At 34.4% G+C, this 24,098-nt stretch carries 21 protein-coding genes; 15 read left to right on the top strand and 6 right to left on the bottom strand.

Translation table 11 applies throughout. The features are described 5' to 3' along the window. Positions 1–54 precede the first annotated feature (54 nt). Positions 55–1,173, bottom strand: coding sequence for a GntR family transcriptional regulator (locus NYE52_RS06270; RefSeq protein WP_341192277.1), 1,119 nt, complete (start codon positions 1,171–1,173; stop codon positions 55–57). A gap of 546 nt (positions 1,174–1,719) precedes the next feature. Between NYE52_RS06270 and treC the strand changes: the two genes are divergently transcribed. From treC to rfbG, 10 genes are all read left to right on the top strand, one after another. Next, complete coding sequence (gene treC, locus NYE52_RS06275) at positions 1,720–3,402, top strand: alpha,alpha-phosphotrehalase (RefSeq protein WP_341192278.1); 1,683 nt, start codon at positions 1,720–1,722, stop codon at positions 3,400–3,402. 117 nt (positions 3,403–3,519) lie between these two features. Next, positions 3,520–3,993: a PTS sugar transporter subunit IIA gene (locus NYE52_RS06280; protein WP_341192279.1), complete on the top strand. Its 474-nt coding sequence runs from the start codon at positions 3,520–3,522 to the stop codon at positions 3,991–3,993. Between the two features lie 209 nt (positions 3,994–4,202). Beyond that, positions 4,203–4,517 (top strand): hypothetical protein, encoded by a 315-nt coding sequence (locus tag NYE52_RS06285; RefSeq protein ID WP_445669095.1) that lies wholly within the window; start codon positions 4,203–4,205, stop codon positions 4,515–4,517. A 13-nt stretch (positions 4,518–4,530) separates the two neighbouring features. Beyond that, positions 4,531–5,220, top strand: a complete 690-nt coding sequence (locus tag NYE52_RS06290) for an ABC transporter permease (protein ID WP_341192280.1) — start codon at positions 4,531–4,533, stop codon at positions 5,218–5,220. Beyond that, on the top strand, positions 5,217–6,287 hold the full coding sequence (locus NYE52_RS06295; protein WP_341195126.1) for an ABC transporter ATP-binding protein: 1,071 nt from the start codon (positions 5,217–5,219) through the stop codon (positions 6,285–6,287). The genes NYE52_RS06290 and NYE52_RS06295 overlap by 4 nt, the downstream gene beginning before the upstream one ends. Then, on the top strand, positions 6,265–8,106 hold the full coding sequence (locus NYE52_RS06300) for an ABC transporter ATP-binding protein (protein ID WP_341192281.1): 1,842 nt from the start codon (positions 6,265–6,267) through the stop codon (positions 8,104–8,106). Before NYE52_RS06295 ends, NYE52_RS06300 begins: the two co-directional genes overlap by 23 nt. Before the next feature lie 475 nt (positions 8,107–8,581). Next, a complete protein-coding gene (locus NYE52_RS06305; RefSeq protein WP_341192282.1) occupies positions 8,582–9,325 on the top strand; it encodes a sugar phosphate nucleotidyltransferase in 744 nt (247 codons plus the stop codon). Positions 9,326–9,351: 26 nt separating this feature from the next. Further along, complete coding sequence (locus tag NYE52_RS06310; protein ID WP_341192283.1) at positions 9,352–12,135, top strand: hypothetical protein; 2,784 nt, start codon at positions 9,352–9,354, stop codon at positions 12,133–12,135. A gap of 13 nt (positions 12,136–12,148) precedes the next feature. After that, a complete protein-coding gene (locus tag NYE52_RS06315; protein ID WP_341192284.1) occupies positions 12,149–13,093 on the top strand; it encodes an NAD-dependent epimerase/dehydratase family protein in 945 nt (314 codons plus the stop codon). 18 nt (positions 13,094–13,111) lie between these two features. Continuing rightward, complete coding sequence (gene rfbG / locus NYE52_RS06320) at positions 13,112–14,182, top strand: CDP-glucose 4,6-dehydratase (protein WP_341192285.1); 1,071 nt, start codon at positions 13,112–13,114, stop codon at positions 14,180–14,182. A 160-nt stretch (positions 14,183–14,342) separates the two neighbouring features. Here rfbG and NYE52_RS06325 read toward each other — a convergent pair whose 3' ends face one another. Together NYE52_RS06325 and NYE52_RS06330 are read right to left on the bottom strand one after the other, a co-directional pair. After that, positions 14,343–15,434 carry a polysaccharide pyruvyl transferase family protein gene (locus NYE52_RS06325; RefSeq protein ID WP_341192286.1) on the bottom strand — a complete coding sequence of 364 codons (1,092 nt, stop codon included), beginning with the start codon at positions 15,432–15,434 and terminating at the stop codon, positions 14,343–14,345. Beyond that, positions 15,431–16,396, bottom strand: coding sequence for a glycosyltransferase (locus NYE52_RS06330; protein WP_341192287.1), 966 nt, complete (start codon positions 16,394–16,396; stop codon positions 15,431–15,433). Before NYE52_RS06330 ends, NYE52_RS06325 begins: the two co-directional genes overlap by 4 nt. Positions 16,397–16,542: 146 nt before the next feature. Here NYE52_RS06330 and NYE52_RS06335 point away from each other — a divergent pair, with 146 nt between their 5' ends. Both NYE52_RS06335 and NYE52_RS06340 read left to right on the top strand, forming a co-directional pair. Then, positions 16,543–17,652: a polysaccharide pyruvyl transferase family protein gene (locus NYE52_RS06335; protein ID WP_341192288.1), complete on the top strand. Its 1,110-nt coding sequence runs from the start codon at positions 16,543–16,545 to the stop codon at positions 17,650–17,652. Beyond that, positions 17,634–18,563, top strand: a complete 930-nt coding sequence (locus NYE52_RS06340; protein WP_341192289.1) for a glycosyltransferase family 2 protein — start codon at positions 17,634–17,636, stop codon at positions 18,561–18,563. The genes NYE52_RS06335 and NYE52_RS06340 overlap by 19 nt, the downstream gene beginning before the upstream one ends. 80 nt (positions 18,564–18,643) lie before the next feature. On the opposite strand, the gene NYE52_RS06345 is transcribed toward NYE52_RS06340, so the two are convergent. Then, positions 18,644–19,198 carry a DUF3231 family protein gene (locus tag NYE52_RS06345; protein WP_341192290.1) on the bottom strand — a complete coding sequence of 185 codons (555 nt, stop codon included), beginning with the start codon at positions 19,196–19,198 and terminating at the stop codon, positions 18,644–18,646. A gap of 326 nt (positions 19,199–19,524) precedes the next feature. Here NYE52_RS06345 and NYE52_RS06350 point away from each other — a divergent pair, with 326 nt between their 5' ends. Together NYE52_RS06350 and NYE52_RS06355 are read left to right on the top strand one after the other, a co-directional pair. Then, positions 19,525–20,415 carry a cation diffusion facilitator family transporter gene (locus tag NYE52_RS06350; RefSeq protein WP_341192291.1) on the top strand — a complete coding sequence of 297 codons (891 nt, stop codon included), beginning with the start codon at positions 19,525–19,527 and terminating at the stop codon, positions 20,413–20,415. A gap of 142 nt (positions 20,416–20,557) precedes the next feature. Then, positions 20,558–21,193 (top strand): FMN-dependent NADH-azoreductase, encoded by a 636-nt coding sequence (locus NYE52_RS06355; RefSeq protein WP_341192292.1) that lies wholly within the window; start codon positions 20,558–20,560, stop codon positions 21,191–21,193. Between the two features lie 70 nt (positions 21,194–21,263). Here NYE52_RS06355 and NYE52_RS06360 read toward each other — a convergent pair whose 3' ends face one another. Next, on the bottom strand, positions 21,264–22,061 hold the full coding sequence (locus NYE52_RS06360) for a nucleotidyltransferase domain-containing protein (RefSeq protein WP_341192293.1): 798 nt from the start codon (positions 22,059–22,061) through the stop codon (positions 21,264–21,266). A gap of 182 nt (positions 22,062–22,243) precedes the next feature. Here NYE52_RS06360 and NYE52_RS06365 point away from each other — a divergent pair, with 182 nt between their 5' ends. Continuing rightward, positions 22,244–23,011 (top strand): sugar phosphate isomerase/epimerase family protein, encoded by a 768-nt coding sequence (locus NYE52_RS06365; RefSeq protein WP_341192294.1) that lies wholly within the window; start codon positions 22,244–22,246, stop codon positions 23,009–23,011. 56 nt (positions 23,012–23,067) lie between these two features. Here the strand turns inward: NYE52_RS06365 and NYE52_RS06370 are convergent, their stop codons facing one another. Continuing rightward, positions 23,068–23,901: a dimethylarginine dimethylaminohydrolase family protein gene (locus NYE52_RS06370; RefSeq protein WP_341192295.1), complete on the bottom strand. Its 834-nt coding sequence runs from the start codon at positions 23,899–23,901 to the stop codon at positions 23,068–23,070. Positions 23,902–24,098 lie beyond the last annotated feature (197 nt).

A 24,098-nucleotide genomic window follows, 5' to 3' on the forward strand; every position in this document is an offset into this window, starting at 1 on the left:
TTTAGGCTATGGAAAAGGAGTGTTGCCCACAGTATCGCACTCCCTTTTCTTCTATTAAGTATTCGGACAAGGTGCTGTAGAATTTCTTAAGACCAGCTTTGGTTTATATACATAGGATGGAGGTAAAGTTCCTTTCTCTTCCACTGCATTAACAATCCATTTAGCTGCTTCAATGCCCATCTCCATTTTGGGATGGGACACAGAAGTTAATTTGACCTCCGATGTTTCCGTTAATAGGGAATCATCATAGCCAATAATAGAGATATCTTCTGGAATGGATATGTGTAAAGTGCGAAGAAACTGAATTACTTGAATAGCAAGTTGGTCATTATAGCAAATAATAGCAGTTGGTCTATTAACTGTTTCGAATGCTTCCGCTAATCGATCTAGCGGATAATCTGCTTGGTTTTCATCTGAATAAGTAATCAGCATTTCTGGAAAAAATGGAATGGAGTATGCTTTGAAAGCTTGTATGAATCCCTTCATCCGATTCGTTCCTTGTAAATCATCTGATTTAAATAATCCGATGATTTTTTTATGCCCTAGTTTAATTAAATGTTCGGTAGAAATAAAACCACCTTGTTCATCATCCACCACTAGATGAGGGGGGGAGAGTTGTGAATAAAATTGATTAATCATTAAATAGGGAATTTTATTCTGCTCCAACTCTAAATAAAGCTTTATGTTTGGATTAAAGGTATTGGTTTTAGTCGGCTCAATAATTAATCCATCTATATTTCTATTTAGCATTGTCTGAAGACATTGTTTTTCTTTTTTTATATCATTGTCCGTACAAGCGAATGTGAGAGAATAGCCTTGATTGGTTAAATAAGATTCCATTCCTTTGATGATGGATGGAAAAATATAGTCTGATATATGTGTCATGATAACGCCAATATTTTTTGTTCTTTTTATTGGCTGATGGGAATGTGTTGTTGCTTGAGAAGGATGAATGTGTTGATGAGAGACAAATGTGCCAGCACCTTGTTCTCTATATAGCCAACCTTCATGAACTAAATCGCCTATAGCTTGACGAACTGTATGGCGACTTACACCGAACATTTTTCCTAATTCATTTTCTGAATATATTTTTTCTCCAGGTTGTACTTTACCGTTAGTAATCCAGTCCGTAATTTCTTCTTTCACCATATTGTATTTTGTTGTATGTGCCACTGCTTCACCGCTTTCTATTGTAGTGAACGATGCTAACTTATACGTACAATAAAAAATTATAGAGTTATCGTATCAAAAAAAGGCATAAAAGACCAATGATTTCTTAGTGGAAAGAGGAAAAAATAGTGATATTTAGGGAGAATGAAAGAAAATAGTGTAAATGAAATTTTGGATGCTTTGATGGGGCATATAAATGACTCATAGAAATTAATCCATATTATACGTACAAGTTTTTAAATCATAGCTTTTTCAAGAGAAGAAGTTTTGAAAACGTATTACTTAATTAGTTGACAACTTGTATATACATGTTATGATGAAAGGGAAGAAAAATAATATATTTTCGTTCATAATGATTTTGCTAAAATAATTGAATCAAATAAAGTTGACGGTCATGATGATGTCGACTAATTTGTGTGCAGGTGAGCAAGTGGAATTAGCACTTTTTCTGCAAATAATAATGAAATAAATAAAAACGCTAATACTAATTCCATTGAGCTTTTAGCATAAAAGAAAAAGACATAATTTTCACATCGGTGGTGTAGATAGATGGAACAAGCATGGTGGCAAAAGGCAGTAGTATATCAAATTTATCCGAAGAGTTTTCAAGATACAACAGGAAACGGAGTAGGGGATATCCAAGGAATTATTAAAAGATTAGACTATTTAAAGGAATTAGGGGTAGATGTACTGTGGTTAACGCCTATTTACGCTTCCCCACAAAAAGATAATGGCTATGATATTAGCGATTATTATTCTATTCATCATGAATATGGAAAAATGGAAGATTTTGATCAGCTATTAGATGAAGCTCATCAAAAAGGAATAAAAATTATTATGGATATTGTAGTTAACCATACCTCTACGGAGCATGAATGGTTTAAACAGGCGGCATCTTCGAAAGATAATCCATATCGTGATTTTTACATTTGGAAAGATGGAAAAGAAGACGGAAGTGAGCCAACAAATTGGCAGTCTAAATTCGGTGGGAATGCGTGGCAATATGATGAAAAAACCGGTCAATATTATTTGCATCTATTTGATGTAACCCAAGCTGATTTAAACTGGGAGAATGAGAAACTTCGTGATGAAGTCTATAAAATGATGAAATTCTGGTTTGAAAAAGGAGTAGATGGTTTCCGTCTCGACGTAATAAACTTGATTTCTAAAAATCAAAACTTTCCAGATGATGATGGTTCAGTAGCTCCTGGTGATGGAAGAAAGTTTTATACAGATGGCCCACGTGTGCATGAATTTATTCATGAGATGAATCAAGAAGTATTTTCAAAATATAATAGTATGACTGTTGGAGAAATGTCTTCCACAACTTTAGAGCATTGTATTAAATATACTAAGCCTGAACGAAATGAATTAAGCATGACTTTTAATTTCCACCATTTAAAGGTTGATTACCCAAACGGCGAAAAGTGGAAAATTGGGGAAATGGATTTCCATGCTTTAAAACAAATTTTATCTAAATGGCAAGTTGGTATGAATGAAGGTGGAGGATGGAATGCACTATTCTGGTGTAACCATGATCAGCCTCGAATTGTATCTCGTTATGGAAATGATGGAGAGTATCATAAGGAATCTGCTAAGATGCTTGCAACGACAATTCATATGATGCAAGGAACGCCTTATATTTACCAGGGTGAGGAATTTGGTATGACCGATCCTAAATTTACTTCCATTGATCAGTACCGTGATGTTGAATCCTTGAATATGTATAATATTTTACAAGCAAGCGGGAAGCCAGAAGATGAAATCTTAGAAGTTCTACGAAGAAAATCTCGTGATAATTCTCGTACACCAGTACAATGGAATGGAGAAAAAAATGCAGGATTTACAGAGGGAACTCCATGGATAGAAACAGCGGAAAATTATAAAGAGCTGAATGCAGAAAATGCCTTAAAGGATAAAGATTCTGTTTTCTATCACTATCAAAAGTTAATTAACCTTCGTAAAGAATACGATATTGTGACAGATGGAGATTATGAGTTACTTGCTCCTGATGATGATAAAATATTTGCTTACTTACGCAGTACAGATAAAGAAAAGCTATTCGTAATAAATAATTTTTACGAGGAAGAAGCGGTATTTACTGTACCAAAGCATGTTGATACTACAGGATTAGCAAGTACAACTATTCTTTCTAACTATCCAGATTCTGCTTCATATGGAGAGACTATTAAGTTAAGACCATATGAGTCCGTTGTTTATTATATGAAGTAAGAGATATTTCCTGCGAATGAAAGATATCGCAGGAAATATTATTAATCAGATTTATGGGAAAATTTTTGTTATTGCGTTAAACTAGAATTAGATAATCTTTAATTGGAGGGAATCAGCTTGTTTAAAAATCTATTTAAAAAGAATAAAGAAGAAAAAACGGCTACAAGTCAAAATTATATTCAGCCTTTACAAGGAAAGTTATTAAATATTAGTGAAGTGCCGGATCCTGTATTTTCACAAAAAATGATGGGCGATGGTATTGCAATAGACCCTTCGAATGGGGTGTTAGTTGCTCCTGCAGATGGACAAATTATGAATATATTCCCTACAAAACATGCATTAAGTATGACAGACAATAATGGTAAAGAAATCTTAATCCATGTCGGATTAGATACCGTTACTTTAAAAGGGGAAGGTTTTACTACTTTTGTAAAGGATGGAGATAAAGTAAAACAAGGGCAAAAATTAATGGAAATTGACTTTGATGCAATTAAATCAAAGGTACCTTCTATTATTACTCCAATGGTATTTACGAACCTAGGAGAAAGTGAAAAAGTAGTAATAGAAGGCAACGAAATTAAAATAGGGTAAGTAAAATGCTATGAGGCTGTTTCGCCTTATAGCATTTTTTTTGGATTTTAAGCAAAAGAGAGAACCCTTCGTCTGGTAATATTGCAGATTTTTTCTTTGGATAAAACAGACTATTCAATTAATTGTATTGGCAAAATGTATACAAATGTATACATTAAAATCAGATGATTGTATTCATTTGTATACGATGGAGGAAGGAGGACAAACTTATGAAGCATTTTGAGGATCATCAAATGCGGCCTAGAAAAGGGGATGGCTACCGAGGAAAAGGAGGACCTGGAGCGAAAACATTTCGAAGAGGTCGGGCAATGGATTTTTTAGAAAGATTACAAGTTAAACGTACCACTTTAAAACAACAGTTAGTGACAGCAGAATTTCAAGAAATAAATCAAGTTATTCTAGGAGAATTAAAGGCAATTGAACTGGTTATTAACGAGTTTATTAAGCACTTTGAACTTCATGAAGGTGATGGGAACAAAGAAGATAGGCAAAACCAATCAGATCTCAAGGAAGACAATAACTAAAGGGGAAAGTAATATGTGGGGATTAAAAAAATATATAAAGCCTTACTGGAAATTTATGCTGCTTGCTCCCTTGTTTATGATAGGAGAGGTATTTTTTGATTTACTTCAGCCAAAGCTAGCTGCGCATATTGTCAATTTTGGAGTTGTAGAACGTAATTTTCAAGTCATTGAGCATGTAGGATTAGTAATGGTATTAGTTGCATTTCTTTCCTTAGTAACTGGCGTAAGTTGTAACCTTTTTGCTAGTCGTGTCTCTCAAAATTTTGGTGCAGATATTAGGGAGGAGCTCTTAAAAAAAATTCAAACCTTTTCGTTTGAAAACATGGATAAATTCCAGTCAGGCTCGTTGATTACTCGAATGACAAATGATGTCATCCAAATACAAAACTTGATGCAAGTTATGCTACAGGGACTGGTTCGAGCACCGAGTTTATTGATTGGTAGTGTAATAATGGCTTTGTTAATAAATGTAAAACTCGGTCTCATTTTATTTGGAACACTCCTAATTTTAATAATGGTTCTTGTTATTCTAATAAAATTTGCTTCTCCACTATTTTCGAAGGTTCAGGAAAAATTAGATGCTGTAAATACTAGCATTCAAGAGAATTTGGCAGGAATTCGGGTGGTAAAGGCATTTGTTAGGTTGATTATGAGACAAAAAGGTTTCGAAAGATTAATAGGGATTATACAGAAATCTCCATAAAAGCCGCTCGTTTTATAGCGATAAATTCACCAATTGTTACATTAATCATGAATATTTGTTTAGTTACCATCCTTTTATATGGAGGGAATATGGTATTAATGAATACTGTTCCAGTGGGGGATTTAGTTGCTTTTATAAACTATGTGGTTCAAGTACTTGCTTCCTTACTTATGGTAAGTGGAGTGCTTATGAATATTACACAAGCAAATGTATCTGCTAAAAGAATTCAAGAAGTATTAACAATGAAAGAAGCGATGAATGATAAACAGGAAGTTCTTCAATCTGATATATCTGCTTCCAATGTCGCATTTAATCATGTTTTGTTCTCCTATAATGACTCAACAAATGCAAAAGATGTTGTATTAAAGGATATTCATTTTAAGGCTAAACGTGGAGAAACTGTTGCTATAATTGGTTCTACTGGTGCAGGGAAAACAACGCTTGTTCAGTTGCTTCCTAGGTTATATGAAGTTACAGGTGGCTCTATTGAAATAGATGGAAAAGACATAAGAAATCTGCCTTTATTAGAGTTGCGTAAAAAAATAGGAATAATTTTGCAAGAAACGATTTTGTTTACAGGTACAATTAAAGAAAATATTGCTTTTGGTAAAGCTGAAGTAACACAAGAAGAAATAGAAGACGCAGCAAAAATAGCGCAGGCCCATGAATTTATTTCGAAATTACCAAATGGATATGATACATTAGTCGGTCAAAAAGGAGTAAATTTATCTGGAGGGCAAAAACAAAGGATTTCCATTGCTAGAGCAATTTTGATTCATGCCCCGATTTTAATATTGGATGATAGTACTAGTGCATTAGATGTAGCAACAGAGAAAAAATTACGTGCAGCAATAGAATTTCTATCTAAACAGACCATCACATTTATGGTTGCACAGCGAATTTCTTCTGTTATTGATGCGGATAAGATTCTTGTTATGGAAGATGGGTCTATTGTTGGCAAAGGAACCCATAAGGAATTGTTAGCAACTTGTGAGGTTTATCAAGATATTTATCAATCGCAATTTGGGAAAAGGGAGTTGTCGTATGAGCAGCAAACACTCTCATAAAAACACTGTCAATATGTCACAAATGGGCTTTCAGCAAAGGGGCCCCAGACCTGGAGAAGTTCCAAAAGTAAGATCAAAGAATGCAAAAGGTACTGTTCTGAAAATATGGGACTACTTAAAAAAGCAACGAAAGGCGTTAATAATAGTTGTAATTAGTACCATTTTAACTTCTATTTGCGCACTTTTAGGTCCATTTTTTATTGGGAAAACCATTGATGGTTTTCTTCTGGTACATAAATCAACTGGAATTATTAAGATGGTCCTTCTATTACTAACAGTCTATGTGTTTGGAGCTGTTTTTACATGGATCCAGCAATATATAGCTTCTAGTTTATCTCAATTAACGGTGCAAGCAATGCGGCAGGATTTATTTGAGAAATTTCAGCATTTACCGATACCGTTTTTTGATCAGCGGACACATGGAGAATTAATGAGTCGTACAACAAATGATATTACAAATGTCTCTAATACACTCAATCAGACTATTATTCAATTGATATCAAGTGTCTTTATGTTGGTTGGTAGTGTAATAATGATGTTAACTCTAAGTGTTTGGATGACATTGATAACTATGTTAACAATTCCAACAATTATTTTTATTACGAAGAAAATAACAAAGTACACGCGCCAGTTTTTTTCAGAACAGCAAAAATTACTTGGGGAAGTAAATGGATTTGTACAAGAGAATATTGCTGGCCTGAAAGTCATTAAGGTATTTGGCAGAGAGGAAAAAACGTTAGAAGAATTTCAGGAAAAAAATGAAAAACTCCGCTCTATTAGTGTGAAAGCACAAAGTCTATCAGGATCAATGGGACCAATCATGAATTCCATGCGTAACTTAAGCTTTGTTATTATCGCTGTATTTGGAGGTATATTTGCATACCATGATGTCATTACAATTGGTATTATTGTAAGTTTTCTTCATTATTCGAATCAGTTTAGTCAACCAATCAATCAATTGGCGAATCAATATAATATGTTGCAATCTGCCATTGCAGGAGCAGAAAGAGTATTTGAAATCATGGAGATAGATTCGGAATTAGATAAAGACTCTGAACAAGCTCCAATGAAAAAATGGAAGGGAGAAGTCGTTTTTGAAAATGTGCATTTTTCATATGAGGAAAATGTTCCCGTGCTAAAAAATGTTTCCCTTCATGTGTCTCCTGGTCAAATGATTGCATTGGTCGGTCCAACAGGTTCAGGTAAAACGACGATTATTCAATTGTTAACAAGATTTTACGAAGTGGATTCAGGAAAAATATTAATTGATGGTAAAGAGATTCAGCATATGGATAAACGAACAATAAGAGAGCAAATTGGCTTTGTTTTACAGGATCCTTATATTTTTTCAGGAACCATTCGTGATAATATTCGATATGGACGATTAAATGCAACGGATGAAGAAATCGAAGAAGCTGCTAGGCTTGCCCATGCTGATTTGTTTATTCGAAAATTACCAGATGGATATAATACGTACTTAAGTGGTGATGGAAGCAAGCTAAGTCACGGACAAAGGCAGCTGTTAACGATTGCTAGAGCCGTTTTAGCGAATCCATCTATTCTTATCCTTGATGAAGCAACTAGCAGTGTTGATACAAGAACCGAGTTGCATATTCAAGAGGCGATGAAGTACCTAATGAAGGGACGAACGAGCTTTGTTATTGCCCATCGCTTAAGCACGATAAGAGAAGCTGATATCATTCTTGTCATTAATGATGGCGAAATTGTAGAAAAAGGCACACATGACGAATTACTGGTACAAAAAGGTTTTTACGCAAATCTATATAAAACGCAATTGCCAGAACAACATATTAGTTAATCGTTTTTGCGTTATGACTTTGCCCTACTTGTAGGGCATTTTTTTGTGAAGATAGCTTGGATGAACGCCACTATTTGCTTTATTGCGCAGCAAAGTGGTTTACAAAGGCAAGATGAACACCATTATTTGCTTAATCGCGCAGCATGTCAGCATTCATAGATAGTCGTAAAAAAAACGCCAACCCTATCAATCTATTTTAAAAGGATATGTTATCTTCACCAATCCCTTCCAACATTTTCAAAAAATATCCCTTGCTACTTTTGAAAGAATACCAAACTCCAATGGGGGCTAACGACCTGTTTATTCAAGATAAAAATAATAATCTATACGAAAAAAGTCATAAGGGGGAAAAGTTTTTTTCTTCAATATATCGAAAATTCTGCCTATATCTTGTCAAACTTAATGAAACAACCTATGCATAATTAGTAGCCTGTACATATAATGGCATGAAAATACTAAGAGAAGAGGTGAAAGCATGAAAGTTGTTATTTTATGTGGGGGCAAAGGAATGAGAATGAGAGGCTTAACAGAGAACATACCAAAAGCCTTAGCTGATGTTAATGGAAAACCGATATTATGGCATATTATGAAGCATTATAGTGAATATGGACATCAGGAATTTATTCTGCCATTGGGATATAAGGGAGATCAAATAAAGGATTATTTTGTAAATTTAGCTTGGAGAAAAAATAATCTCAAAATAGATTTATTAAACAACCAATATGACATTCTCGAAAAAACAGAGCCTTGGAATATTACATGTATTGATACAGGGCAAGATACGATGACAGGAGCGAGAATTAAACAGTTAGAAGAATTTATTGAGGATGATATCTTTCTATTAACATATGGAGATGGCTTGTCTGACATAGATTTAGATAAACTAATTGCCTTCCATAAAGAGAAAGGTAAAACAGTTACACTTACTGGAATTAAAAAAAATAATCAATATGGAGTACTCGATATTGAAAATGGAATCGCAAATGGCTTTTCAGAAAAGCCAATGTTAAATGATTGGATCAATGGGGGATTTTTTGTTTGCAATAAAGATTTCTTTCACTATTTATCGGCACAGCCGGATTGTGTGCTAGAGGAAGAGCCTTTAAGAAAGCTAATTGAAGATAGAGAACTGGCTGTCTATTTACATGAAGGAACATGGATATCTATTGATACGCCAAAGGATTTAGAAGACGCTAGGAAGTTATGGAAACATAAATAAAGGTAAAAGGGAGAGAGAGGATTGCCATGAAGTGGCTAAGAAAAAACATCATAAATGATTTTCTGGAAGCATTGTCTAATAATGAAAAGAAAGGTAAGTCAGCAACTTTAAATATTCAACTATTTTCAAAAGAGGTTTCGGTAAAATTCCATGTAGATAATTTTGTTGAAGTTTTAAATGGAGTTAAAAACAAAAATAATAAGATGCTAGCTTTACCATCTCCACAAGAAGAGATACCACCACAAGCGAATGCTGTTATACAAAATCAATTGATTAATGAAAATCCAACAAGCGCAATTACCAGTATTTCCAACAATGATGAAGCATTAGCCCAAGAAAAAGCAAAACAAGAAGCATTAGCCCAAGAAAAAGCAAGACAGGAAGCATTAGCCCAAGAAAAAGCAAGACAGGAAGCAGCTGCCCAAGAAAAAGCAAGACAGGAAGCAGCTGCGCAGAAAAAAGCAAGACAGGAAGCATTAGCGCAGGAAAAAGCAAAGCAAGAAGCATTAGCACAAGAAAAAGCAAGACAGGAAGCATTAGCACAAGAAAAAGCAAGACAGGAAGCATTAGCACAGGAAAAAGCAAAGCAAGCAGCATTAGCGCAGGAAAAAGCGAAGCAAGCAGCATTAGCGCAGGAAAAAGCGAAGCAAGCAGCATTAGCGCAGGAAAAAGCGAAGCAAGCAGCATTAGCGCAGGAAAAAGCAAAGCAAGCAGCATTAGCGCAGGAAAAAGCGAAGCAAGCAGCATTAGCGCAGGAAAAAGCAAAGCAAGAAGCATTAGTACAGGAAAAAGCGAAGCAAGCAGCGTTAGCGCAGGAAAAAGCAAAGCAAGCAGCATTAGCGCAGGAAAAAGCGAAGCAAGCAGCAGCTAAACTAAATGAAGTAACAAAAATATCTCCAACAGAGCCAATTTCATCCACCAATCAAAATTTTTGTGTAATAGCAGGGAAAGAATATTGTATTAAAATTATGGCGGTTTATCAATCATTGGTTAAAAATAGTGAGGATTTCAATTTATGGGTTTGTTGTACGGATGCTATTACGTACAAGTTTTTAAATGAAAAAAATCTAAAAAATATGCATCTTATTAGAGTGGAAGAAATAGAGAATGATCAATTAAGAGCTGTTAAACAAGAAAGAATGATAAATGAATATTGTTGGACAATAAAATCATTCTTAATTGAATATATTCTTAAAAATAATGATATTGAGCAAGTTTTATATTGTGATGGAGATATGTATTTCTTCTCTAATCCTGAAAGTATTTTTACTGAATGGGGAACTGCTTCCATCTACTTGACCCCACAAAGAGATTTAGAATGGGTAGAACAGAAGTACGGGAAGTATCAGGCTGGTATTGTTGGATTTAGAAACGATGAGACAGGATTGGCAGCTGTTAAATGGTGGAAGGATAGATGTCTTGAATGGTGTAGTGTAGTGGAAAGCAATGGCCGATTTGGTGACCAAAAGTATCTAGATCAGCTTCCAATTATGTATGATAATGTTCGAATATCAACTAATTTAGGGGTTAATGCGGCACCTTGGAATATTGTTTACAATAATGATTTTAAAATCTCTCTTCAAGGAGATAAAGTTTTCATAAATAATGATCCGCTAGTTGCTTACCATTTTTCTTGTATAACTATTTATGATAGTGATAAATATGATTTATGGAGTATGCATCAATTAAATATTCAAAAGGAAATTATGAATTATATTTATGTCCCATATCTTGATCATTTAGAAGCATTAATTACGTTGTATCGTGATAGTTATCCTGGAATTATTCGAGCAACGCTTTCGACAAATGACTTTATCCAGGCGAAGACAAAGTATCATTCCACTAAATTGAAAAGAAAAATGATTAAGTATAATAATTATTTACTATTAACCTCTATCTTTAGTAAAGAATATTTGGTTAAAGGACTTGCGATGTATGATTCATTAAGTAAGCAGATGGACAATTTTCACTTATGGATTTGTACAATGGATCAAGAAACCAACGATGTCCTATCTAATTTAAATTTAAAAAATGTAACATTAGTTCCGGTAGAAACAATTGAGACACAGCAATTAAGAGAGTTAAAACAACAACGAACACTGCAAGAATATTGTTGGACAATAAAAGCGACATTATTGGAGCACTTATTAGCAACTCACTCCGATATAGATCATCTTTTTTATTGTGATAGTGATTTATACTTCTTCTCTAACCCAATCTCTGTGTTAGATGACTTCGCTAGATATTCTGTCTATCTATGTCGTCAACGAGGAACAGACTTATTAGAACATTTCCATGGTCAGTATCAGGCTGGATTTATCGGATTCAAAAACGAAAAAAACAGCAGAAAGATTCTAAACTGGTGGAAAAAGAGATGCTTAGAAGAATGCTCTGAAATATATAATGATGAACGGAAATCATGGGGAGATCAATTGTATTTAGATCGTATCCCAGAGTTATTTGTAAATATAAAAGTGAACGAAAACCCAGGAATTAACGCTGCGCCATGGAATCTTATCTTAAATAATACAGAACAAGAAGTAACCATGAGGGAGAATAACGTATATATTGACAATTATCCATTGATGTTCTTCCATTTTGGTAGCCTATTAATGCTTAATGAGAATGAATTTGATCTATGGAAGCTAGAAGAAGTTACAATTTCATCCGCTGTATTATCAAATATCTATAATCCTTATTTAGTGAAGTTAAAAGAGTTCTCAAATAGCCTCTCTAATAACCCAGAATTCTTTGCAAATGTACCGGCTGATTATACAGCGAAAAATCCTTATTCTATAGCTTCTTTATAAGAAAGTGAATGCCATGAAATTAAAAAATAAAAAGGTGTTAGTAACAGGTGCTTATGGTTTTATTGGATCACATCTTATTAAAAAGCTAGTGAAGGAAAATACGACTATTGCTGTAATTGTTAGAAAAGATTCTAATCCCTGGAGAGTACAAGAATATTTGCCTCAATTAAAAATATATGAGGCAAATATTCAAAATCGCCCCGAAATTTGCCGTATTATCCATGACTTCCAACCAGACTATATTTTTCATCTAGCAGCTTATGGAACGAATCCAAATAATAGAAATGATTTACTTGCTTTTGAGACAAATATATTAGGAACAATGAATATTCTATTTGCGGCAAAAGATACAAATTGTCAAAAAATTATTTGCCTCGGTAGTAGTTCAGAATATGGGGATAAAAAAGAACAGATTCATGAAGAAATGCTATTAGAACCAGTTGATATTTATGGAAGTACAAAAGCAGCCGCTACAATTATTTCCCATCAATTAGCACAAGAATATAAGATTCCGATTGTCACCTTACGGGCATTTAATATTTTTGGAGAAGCGGAGGATAACCATAAATTATTCTCTCATATTATTGAAAAAGTACTTCGCGGTGAAGATGTACATTTAACGACATGTGACCAATATCGAGATTATAGCTATGTTGGAAATATTGTAGATGGCTTAATCCTTGCAACTACAAATGAAAACAGCGGTAATATGATTTTAAATATTGCTTCTGGTGAAGCACGTCCTTTAAGATATTTTGTTGATTTAATTTTTCAGCATTTAGATACGAAGCAAGTTCCTCTTTATGGTGCCATTCCGAAAAGGGAAAATGAAAGGGACGCACCAATACCTGATATAACTAAGATTCAAACAACTCTTGGGTGGACTCCTGCTGTTTCCATAGAAGAGGGGATTAAGAAAACAATAGCCTGGTATAAAGGTTATTATCATTTTCAATAAGGGAGTGGAGGTGTAACGATGACAACTGATTGGCAAAAAATATACAAAAATAAAAAGGTTCTTATAACTGGTCATACAGGTTTTAAAGGCTCTTGGCTAGCTATTTGGTTAGCAAAGCTAGGAGCAGATGTAATTGGTTATTCTTTAGATCCAATTAGTGACGAGTGTCTTTTTGAATTGGCTGAGCTGAGTAACAAAATGAAGGACATAAGAGGAGATATTCGTGATGCGGGTAAACTTCAAGTTGTTTTTGAGCAATATCAACCAGAGATTGTCTTTCATTTAGCAGCACAGCCATTAGTTAAACAGTCTTATCGAGATCCAGTATATACGTATGAAGTGAATGTAATGGGAACAATGAATGTGTTAGAAGCGATAAGAAAAACGCCATCTGTTAAAGCTGGAATAATGGTAACAAGTGATAAATGCTATGATAATAAAGAATGGGTATGGGGGTATCGGGAAACAGATCCAATGGGAGGGTATGATCCATACAGTTCAAGTAAAGGATGCTGCGAATTATTGATTTCCTCTTATCAGCATTCTTTCTTTCCCATTGATTCCTATAATAAGCATGGGAAGCTCATTGCTTCTGTACGAGCAGGGAATGTGATCGGAGGCGGTGATTGGTCTGAAAATCGAATTATTCCTGATTGTGTTCGCTCTTTATTATCTGGTCAATCTATTAAAGTGCGTTCTCCTCAATCTGTGCGTCCATGGCAGCATGTCTTAGAGCCGCTTTCTGGTTATTTAAAAATAGGCGCTTATTTATATGAAGGAAAAACACAATATGCACAAGGATGGAATTTTGGACCGGAATCGGATAGTGTGACAACAGTGCAACAATTAGTCGAAAAAATAGTAATGCAGTGGAAGGCTGGCACATGGGAGGTGGATACGTCACACTCTACTGAGCATGAGGCAAAGCTTCTTAGCTTGGATATAAATAAAGCAAAGCATAATTTAGATTGGCATCCAAAATGGGACATTGACCAAACCGTATATTATACAATAGAGTGGTATAAATTGTATAAGGAAGTAGATGTATATGAGCTTTGTTTAAAACAGATAAGTAATTATGAAAAATAAGATAAGCAGACAAATAGAAGCTACTCTATCCTTTTCATTCGATCAGCTAAACATGAATGAAAGGTTAGGTAGCTTCTATTTTATGTCTTTTTAAAATTATTAAAAATCTTTTTGTCAACAAACTGAAAAGGATATTCCGGCATGGGAATATCCTGTTTTCTTATTTTTTTAATGAAGCGATAAAGTTTTTATGTCTAGCTACGATTCTTTCTTTTGCTAAACGTATTTTTTTCCGATTCTTTTTGCTTGTTAAATAAAATTCTTTCTTTTCAATTGTTTCAGACAGAGTATTTGTATTTGTTAATAGTGTATAAGGTAATTGGTGGATGGGGGCTGCGAAGTCCACTCCTTTAGAACGATAGGCTAATTGAATAAATGGAGTACCGCTAGATGCTGAAAGCACGTTTGCATGAAGCTTTAGGTTTAAAGAAAAATGGCAAAGAGATAAGAAGTGATAAATTTGTGAAGCTGTGCATACTTCTGGAATGAAAATGACATCGCCTTTTTCTTTTAGGCTATCATACAAACCCTTGCAATGAGAGATATCCATATCCCACATTGGGAAAATCACAATTTGATATCCCTTTTGTAATAATTTTGTACAAGCTTTAATCATTTGGTTTTTAAGTTTATATTCATCATAGCCAAATAGAATATTTTGAGTGGTTCCCCAATTAACTGCAATAATTTTTTTGCTGGAGTCATGCAAGTATTTTCTTTGAATATAATCATCTTTTTTAGGGGTGAAAAGCATTCCAGAATCACCGATTATCTGATAATTACTTGTTTGTGATGGATTTAAAGCTTTAATATATTTGTGTGTAAGTGGACCTCTAAGACCTGCAAATGTGGAGTATTCAATCACTTTTTTTATTTTATCTCTATTTATCTCTTTGTTATTAAAAGAAGTAGACGATAATTGGAAATCTCCTCTTTTAAAAGCTTCTATTGTTTCTTCTGTCATATAATCAATACCTGTTCCATAGCAATAAAGAGGTAGTTTCATTTCAATTGCTTCTAATGCTAAATCAATAAAGAAATTACCTTGGAATAAAGAGCCACCTCCTAAGATGACAAGATCAAATGGTTTTTCTGCATATAATTCTTTCAGTGTTTTAGAGGAGCTAATTGGATAAGAAAATAAAGTGTAATCTTCGTCAAGCCATCTTTCGCATGCTTGAGCAAATGCTTCATAACAAACTTCGTCTCCTATATTATTGACTCCTAAATAACCTAAATATAAAATTCTCACAGTTCGTTTCCTCCTTCCTTAGAAAGAATCGCTTCGATATGATCGAGGAGCTGTTTCGCACGAACTTGTACAGAATGTTTTTTTCTTACCATTTTATAACCGTTTAAAGCTATTCGTCTCCCTAATGTATCATAATGTGTTAGGTGATATTTTGCTTTCCGCTTAAAGTTCTCTTCATCTATTTCAATGAAATGGACACCAGTGATGAAACCTAAATCCTTAATTTCTTTCGTGCATGAAGCTAAAAGTAATGTATTACAAGCCAGTGTCTCGTAATATTTCATTACAGGATAATGATAAATAGAATCACAGGTAAAAAACATTTTTGCTTTATTAAGCTCTTTTGCGAAACTACTAGCTACCTTAAACGATTTCTCGTCGTACTGTTCGTGAAAATAGCCAGGATGTGCATGATAGGTGAAATTAGGTAGACTTTTCATTTCATCGAGAATTTTTTGACGTAATGGATATACAGTAGGATGTACAGCACCCATCATTAAATAATCAATCGTTTTCTTTTGATTAAAGTCTTTAAATACATCGATATTTACATAATGAGGGAACCATATCATTTTCTCTTTAAATTCCGGATACCATTCCAAAAATGTATCTCTATAATGGGTGAAAATGTATTTTACGTTATTTTCTTTGATAAAGGCTCTTCTTTGGTCCATTTGGTAGTTTAAATCATGCATAATTATTCCGAATGGAATATTGCAGTCCTTTAGTCCTGTTACTTTTGGTGATCGAGTAGGACGTAAATCATTTACTAGGATAAAGTCAGGCTGAAAGTTCATTATTTGTAGTATTTCACTTATATTACCGTCTTCCTCCCAGAGTCTTATATCAACGTATTTCTTTAATTCCTCTGATAAATAATACGTATTTCTTTCTATCCCATTTTCCCAGTTTTTTGTAATAAAAAGTATCTTTCTTTTCTTCTTTAATGTCATCAGCATCATGTCCTTTCCCTAATGTTTACTATATATTCTATTCTTGTCCCCTTAAATCGGACCATAGCAATTTGTCTAATTATTAGCTTGCGGTCACCTTTTAATGGATTGTCCATATACTATTAAGAGACATGAGAGGTAGGAGGCGTACTTAGATGAATAAGATTCTTCTTTCTGGTTATTACGGGGAACTAAATAGCGGAGATGATGCATTACTCCTAGTATCCTCTTGGGGTAGCCGGAAATTTCTTTTTGGAGAGAAAATCTATGGGACATGTACACAAAAACCTGTTCTTCCATTAGATGCTGATATTGAAGCGCTTTTTGTTTCAGAAGAACAAGAGCGCAGCGAAAACCTTTTGCGATTGTACAGGCAGTGTTACCAGAGTGATATCATTTTATTTGGCGGGGGATCTGTTTTTCATTCAACAGATAAAATGACAAGAGATGGGGATTTAATCGATTTAAATAGAGGAAAAGGAGCAGTAGCGCTTGGGGCGTCTTTTGGCCCGTTTAGGGATTCAGCTGCAAAAGATACATGTAGAAAGCTTGTTGAGAAATTTAAATACATTGGTTGCAGAGATGAAGAAAGCTATGAGTTAATTCGTTCTCTAACTTCTACTATTAATGCAGAATTAACGTTTGATTTAGCAGTCCTATTACCGCTAGTATCTGGGGAAGATTTTTCAGGAAATCACAAAAGAAAGGGGCTAGGAATTTCCTTATGCCATTATGAAAGATATATTGGAGGAGATACAAGTATAGAAAAAACAAGAGTTGAAAAAATAGTAAATGTTTTAAATGGGTTAAAAGAAGAGGAATTCGAGGAATTAGTTTTTATCGATTTTAATGGACATCCTATTTTTGGAGATCAGGACATTCATCGAGAGGTTATCGAACAGCTACACACGAATATACCAATTAGACATCTTTCTTATGATAATAACCCATTAAATGTTCTTCGTACTATTGCCTCTTTAAAAGGGTTGATCGGAATGCGATTGCATAGTGCTGTTTTTGGCTATATCACCAACACACCAACTACCATTTTCTCTTACCATCCCAAATGCGATGGCTGGGCAAAACAAATTCAGGCAGACAATGATTTTATTATATCCTCCAATTCCTTTACAGAAGAAAGTATATGGCACGCTCTTAAGGAAATGGCAGCTGGTCAATATCAGTATCCCGAGCTACCAATAAAAAAAGCACAATCATTAGCACTGAAAAATTGGGAGGGTGCAAGATGGTCGCTGTCTCAGTAGTAATCCCCCTTTATAATAAAGAACAGTATATTGAAAGAACGATAATGTCTATTTTATCCCAAACATTTCAGGATTTTGAGATTATCATTGTAGACGATGGTTCAACAGATGGCAGTGTAGAAAAAGCTGAAGCGTGGATAGATGATCGAATTACAGTTCGAAGAATGGAACATAAGGGTGCTTCAGCAGCGAGAAATGAAGGAATACTTGCTGCAACGGCAGATTTAATTACTTTTATTGATGCAGACGATGAATGGAAGCCGCGATTCCTAGAAACTATCATTGATTTAAAAAATAAGTATCCTTCCTGTGGTGCATATGCGACAAGTTATGAGATTAAGTTGCCAAGCAAAAAAAAGATTATTCCTACTATTTATGAAACACCAGAGAAGTGGGAAGGCATGTTTACAAACTATGTGGAAAAAACACTAAAGGATTTGCCTATTATCTCCTCTGCAGTTGCTGTTCGAAAAGAAGTTTTTAAAGAAATAGGCTTATTCAAAGAAGGAGAACCACTTGGGGAAGATCAAGATATGTGGTTGAGGATTGGATTAGATTATCCAATTGCTTATAAAAATGAAAGCTTTGCGATTTATTATCGTGGTTTAGAAAATAGTGTGTGTATGGATTTAAGTATTTTAAATCGATATCCAATTATCGACTACTTAGAGAGACTCCTTCATAAAGAAAATCTTCCTTATATAGATGTCTATTTATCCAAATTAAAATTAGATTATAGCAAAAGATTACTAGAGGCAAACCAATTAGATTCTGCATGGGAGGAATTACATCATACTAAAGCAAAAGTATATAAGTGGGAAAAAATAAAATTATGGATGCTTTACTATTGGAAAAAGATATCCAATAAAAATAGTTTTCATTCCAAAAAATATAATAAAGAATGTCCATAAGCTAACGCCTAAAAGATATTGTGCCCCTGCTAAAAAGAAAGGAGCCGGGGCCTGTGATTTTGCCAATCGCAATAATCTTCTTATGAGTTTTCAATAGGTGCACCAGGTGGATAGTAATAAGGTGGAACTTTAATCCAGCCCCTTTTTCTCATTAAATCCTTTACACTTGCACCGAATTTCATTTTTTCTAACATACATTGTGTAAACATAGTAGCTACGTCATTTCGTACACATTGGGATACAGATGCTGCACAGTGAGTAATGGATGCAGCGGTTTTAATGCTTAATCCATTCATGATTTCGTTATCCGTCATCTTCACACCAAGTGGGACAGCCTGTGAATTAGAAAGTGGTCGTTGTTCAGTAGTTGGTGGCAATGGAATACCTTCTGCTTTAAGAAATTCTCGAAATCTTTGCCCTTGTGCATCACATTGTTTATAGCTGTCTTTTAGAGATTTGATAACATCATCATCAGTTGTTGTATTTAATGCTACCTGAATATAAATATTGGCCTCATCCACAATAGTAAGATAGATCCAGCAGCTCATTACTTCGCCTACATGGAGAGGGTTTTTTGGCTCCGTATCTAGATTCAATTGTAAATAATCTTTTAATGCTTCAAAAATTGTTGTCATCGTAACCATCCTAATAGGGAAATTTTTTTCATTACTTAACAATCCTTTGTTTAAAACAATGGATTGTTAGACAGTTGGCCGTTTTGAGAGATGGGAAATTACTGCTTGAAGGATTCAAGTTTGTAAGAATAATGTTCATTGCTATTCCATCATCTCTATTATTTGCATGCAGAATCGAATAAATTCGCAAGGAATGGTAAATTATTAATTTGCAAAGAGGAAACTTTTTTTCTCTAGACCCACTGATTTCTTTTCTGCTAATATAGTTAGGTTGACTTTTTGTACATATTGAAATTATTGGAAAAATAAAAAGAGGTTGATGAAAATTGGGATCGAGAGAAGTACTAGCCAAAAGAGTAGCGTGGATTAGTGTAATTAGTAATATTGTATTAACTATAGGGAAACTAATAGTTGGTTGGATGGGGAATAGTGACGCTGTTTTCGCAGATGGAATTCACTCTGCTGCAGATGTCTTTGCCTCTGTTATTGTTTTGGTTGTTATTAGAATTGCCAATAAACCTGCTGATCAAGAACATCCATATGGACATGGTAAGGCAGAAATAATTGTATCAGGACTAGTCGGGATGATCCTTCTTTGTGTTTCTATCTATTTGGTTTATGAAGTAATCATAGGTTTCTTTCATCCGATTACTACACCAAGCTTAATCGCAATGTGGGTCGCCGTGATTTCTTATATTTCAAAAGTGCTTTTATATCGATATAGTAAGAAGATTGCTGAAGAACAAAATAGTAAAGCGATTGAAGCAATTGCTTATGATCATAAGGCGGATATTGTGGCCTCTATTGCAGCTGCAATAGGCGTTTTATTGTCTATCATTGGGGAAAAGTTAATGATTAATATCCTACTTTATGGAGATAAAGTTGCAACAATCATCGTCGCGTATTTAATTTTTAAAATTGCGAAGGAAATGGTAAGTGAAGCTTTCGATATATTACTCGAACGAAATATAGATTTAGAAATTTTAAGGGAATATCGCGAAATTATCGCTTCTTTCTCTGAAGTAAAAAGGATTGACCGTTTACGTGCTAGAGAACATGGACATTATATTTTAGTCGATTTGCGTATTTCCATCGATTATGATAAATCGATTAAGGAAGGACATGATTTATCGAGAAAAATAAAGAAGAAGCTTATGGCAAAGCATGACAATATTAACGAAGTGCTTATTCATTTGAATCCTTATTTTAAAGAATAGAAGCTTGTTAGGATTTTAATTAGTTAACAGTATTGAATTGTGACAATATCAGTAACATATGCCTACTTCCATTGAATATAGGTACTATCAGCACTATAGTAAAGGGGAAGATAATAAAGTCTTTCTTAAGGAGCTGAACACAGTGCAAAAAGTATTATATATTACAGCAAATCCATTTGATGCATCTAAATCATATGGAATGGCAGTAGGTAAAGCGTTTATTGAACAATATAAAGCATCCAATCCAGAGGATGAGGTGATACACATTGACCTTTATAAAGAATATATTCCTTCTATTGATGCAGACGTATTCCAAGGATGGGGAAAGCTGCAATCTGGAAATGGATTTGATCAGCTATCAGATGAAGAAAAAACAAAGGTTAGTCGTTTGGCGGAATTAAGTGAACAATTTGTTCAAGCTGATAAATATATTTTTGTTACGCCATTATGGAATTTATTATTTCCACCAGTTATGAAAGCTTATTTGGATTCTGTAGCTGTAGCTGGAAAAGCATTTGAATATACAGGGGAGGGACCAAAGGGGCTTCTTGGTGATAAAAAAGCTCTTCATATTCAAGCGAGTGGCGGGATATATTCTCATGGACCATCAGCCGACAAAGAAATGGGACATCGTTATTTAAAGACGTTAATGGGATTTTTCGGCATTACTGATTTCCAAGGTTTATTTGTGGAAGGGCATGATTTAGCGCCAGAAAAGGCAGACGAAATAAAAGAAAACGCGGTTGCACGTGCAAAGGATGTAGCTACTACTTTTTAAATAGAATAGAACTAAAAAAAGGTTATGAAAAATAATGTTCTTATATGAACAATTTTTCAGGGCCCTTTTTTTAATTGTTCCAGACTTCTTTTAAAGTAAAACGAAATAGTTCATCTAGTTGTCCGGTTGGATCTAGCGAATGTTTTTCTAAACTTTTTGCGAAAGTTTCTAATTGGTATATCTCTCTTTCTAAATACATGTTAATAAGGTTGATTCGTGGTTCGAGTGTTAATTCTTCTCCAGATTTTTTCCTTTTTAATAAAGTATCAATACTCATACGAAGGTCGCCATCTGGGATAAGTTTATGTACCAAAGTTTCGAATTCCATTGGTGGAATCGTTTGGTATATTTGAGTCCACTTGGCTGCTAAAATTGGTCGTAATACATAAAAATATTTTTTGATTTTAACAGTATCTCCTTGTAAATATTCTCGGAAATTTCCTTTCGCCATATTTAAATAATGATAGATAGTGGAAGAAGGCGAGAATATTTCTTTTTCTAGTTCTTTCATTTTGGCAATGGTTGAAAAACGCTGGTAATATACCATGCTGGACCGTAGCCATTCTAATAAAGGTGGGTTGGATTTTCGAAAAAGCTTAAGAGCTTTAGTCAGTTCCCAGCCGCTCATATCTAATAATGGATCAACAGGGATTGATAATGAATCATGGCTAGGAATCTCGATTACATCTCGTTTGCGATCAATCGATAAGTACCAGTTCGGTTGATGAATATAGATAAAACGAACATCATAATCACTATCCTTGGATGGAAAACCCCATGCACGACTTCCGGATTCACATGCATAAAGCACTTTTATGTTAAATTCCTTTTCCGTTTGTTCGATTACTTCTTTGATATGCTTTTCCATTAAGGTACACATCCTAGTTATTTTTTGTTATTGTATATGGTAGCATTTTTCTCTCTTTTCTGTAAAATGATAACGTTTTCTTGTATAATAATAAGTGTATTTTTATATAAGCTTATAGTGAAATAGGTTGTTTTTATATTTTGAGCTATGTCCATAATCTGTCTTAAAAGGGGGAAGGATAAATGAAGAATATACCAATTGCTATTCAAATGTATACGTTAAGAAATGAATGTGAAGAAGATTTTCGTGGGACTCTCCGAAAGGTTGCAAGCTTAGGTTTTCAAGGAGTGGAGCTTGCTGGATATGGAGGGATTCCTGTAGGAGAATTAAAGGAATTATTGGATGAACTAGGTCTTCAAGTTGCTGGTTGTCATGTTCCCTTAGCTGATTTGGAGAGTAATTTAGCCAACGTAATACAGGAACAGTTAGTATTAGAGAGTAAGTTTTTAGTATGCCCCTATCTTTTACCAGAGAAAAGAACAGAAGCCGATTATCAGTCACTGATTACTTTCTTAAATAAGGCTGGAGCAGCGTGTCAAAAAGCAGGAATTTCCCTCTGTTATCACAATCATGATTTTGAATTAGAGAACTTACAGGACGGCAGAACGGCATTAGCTACAATAATGGAAGAAACAGATGCAAGCCTTGTTTTTGCAGAGTTAGATGTATACTGGCTTTCTAAGCGAGAGTATGATCCAGCGAAATGGATGGCTACATATAGAGACAGAACAAAGCTTGTCCATTTAAAAGATATGACAACAGATGAAGAGCGTTTCTTTGCTGAAGTAGGTACGGGGTCTATTGATTTTCAAGCTATTCTAAAAAAAGGGGAGGAAGCGGATATACAATGGTGGATCATTGAACAGGATGCTACTAGAAGAACACCATTTGAAAGTATTGAAATTAGTTTGAATAATTTAAGGGAAATGATAGATGGACTGAATAAATAAATAGTATAGTGGGGGCAAGTCCCCCGCTATTTGAATATTAAATTTCTATGGTCATATTATTGTTCTCTAAGTAATGGCATGGAGCAACAACGAAAGGAACCACCAGACTTAATTATTTCTGAAAAATCAACCTCAATGACCTCATAGCCTCTTTTTTGTAGTTCTTTATTGACACCTTCATTCATAGGCAAGCTAAATACTTTTTTGTGGCCAATGGATAATACATTGGTACCTAATGTGGCTTGCTCTTTTGCGCTCACATGAATTAAATCATAACGATCTCGTAACATTCGTTCCTTTTCTTTATGGAATTCTCCCGGAAATATTAGCCCTTCCGTAGGAGACAGAACATTAAACACACAATCTAGATGAAGATACGTATCGGTAAAGGGAACAGAAATGACATCATAGGATGGTAGTAATGTCTGTAAATGACGGATAGCAAATTTATTTGTACGCTGGCTAATGCCAACATAAATGGTTTTTCCGTCAATGATGACATCTCCACCTTCGATAATATTTCCTTTAATATCTGTATAAGTAATTTCCTGTTCTTTTAAATAGTCTATTAAAATCCTTTCTTCACCACGTCTTACATCTCGAGCCATTTCTGCTACGAAAATTTGGTTACCTAATGTGAACCCAATATCCCTTGTAAATACTTGTTCATGGTATTTTTCCTCAGGAGGAAGAAGAATCGTTTGTACTCCGTGTTCTTGCAGCTTTTCAACAAATGTTTGATGTTGCTTTTCAGCAAGTTGCCTATCAATATTTTTCTTTGCATGTTTCTTTTGTATATCGTTTATAGGAACTTTAATAGCCATATATTCTGGTGGTGCTAAAACTACAGCTTTCAATGGATCATATTCATTGGAACAGTGTACTTTCATGACAAAATCCTTTCCAGTTTAATATAGAATTTAGTTTTTCCTGATTATGTTTTTTTATGAAAGAACTTGTGTGTTTTGTTTGAAGAGGGAATGATAGCAAACTTGAAAGGGGAGGCGTTGGTGGTGGTGTTTATGAGTGGGATGAACGCCAGAAGAAGGAGAAAATCAGGAAGAAGTGGTGATCATCACCCCAAACA

Origin of the sequence: Niallia sp. FSL W8-0635 (assembly GCF_038007965.1) — a bacterium.
Lineage (GTDB): Bacteria > Bacillota > Bacilli > Bacillales > Cytobacillaceae > Niallia.

Coding starts and splice junctions, on each gene's coding strand:
- treC (WP_341192278.1), top strand. CDS start 1,720: ATGGAACAAGCATGGTGGCAAAAGGCAGTAGTATATCAAATTTATCCG.
- NYE52_RS06285 (WP_445669095.1), top strand. CDS start 4,203: ATGAAGCATTTTGAGGATCATCAAATGCGGCCTAGAAAAGGGGATGGC.
- NYE52_RS06290 (WP_341192280.1), top strand. CDS start 4,531: ATGTGGGGATTAAAAAAATATATAAAGCCTTACTGGAAATTTATGCTG.
- NYE52_RS06300 (WP_341192281.1), top strand. CDS start 6,265: ATGAGCAGCAAACACTCTCATAAAAACACTGTCAATATGTCACAAATG.
- NYE52_RS06305 (WP_341192282.1), top strand. CDS start 8,582: ATGAAAGTTGTTATTTTATGTGGGGGCAAAGGAATGAGAATGAGAGGC.
- NYE52_RS06310 (WP_341192283.1), top strand. CDS start 9,352: ATGAAGTGGCTAAGAAAAAACATCATAAATGATTTTCTGGAAGCATTG.
- NYE52_RS06315 (WP_341192284.1), top strand. CDS start 12,149: ATGAAATTAAAAAATAAAAAGGTGTTAGTAACAGGTGCTTATGGTTTT.
- rfbG (WP_341192285.1), top strand. CDS start 13,112: ATGACAACTGATTGGCAAAAAATATACAAAAATAAAAAGGTTCTTATA.
- NYE52_RS06330 (WP_341192287.1), bottom strand. CDS start 16,396: ATGATGCTGATGACATTAAAGAAGAAAAGAAAGATACTTTTTATTACA.
- NYE52_RS06335 (WP_341192288.1), top strand. CDS start 16,543: ATGAATAAGATTCTTCTTTCTGGTTATTACGGGGAACTAAATAGCGGA.
- NYE52_RS06340 (WP_341192289.1), top strand. CDS start 17,634: ATGGTCGCTGTCTCAGTAGTAATCCCCCTTTATAATAAAGAACAGTAT.
- NYE52_RS06345 (WP_341192290.1), bottom strand. CDS start 19,198: ATGACAACAATTTTTGAAGCATTAAAAGATTATTTACAATTGAATCTA.
- NYE52_RS06360 (WP_341192293.1), bottom strand. CDS start 22,061: ATGGAAAAGCATATCAAAGAAGTAATCGAACAAACGGAAAAGGAATTT.
- NYE52_RS06365 (WP_341192294.1), top strand. CDS start 22,244: ATGAAGAATATACCAATTGCTATTCAAATGTATACGTTAAGAAATGAA.
- NYE52_RS06370 (WP_341192295.1), bottom strand. CDS start 23,901: ATGAAAGTACACTGTTCCAATGAATATGATCCATTGAAAGCTGTAGTT.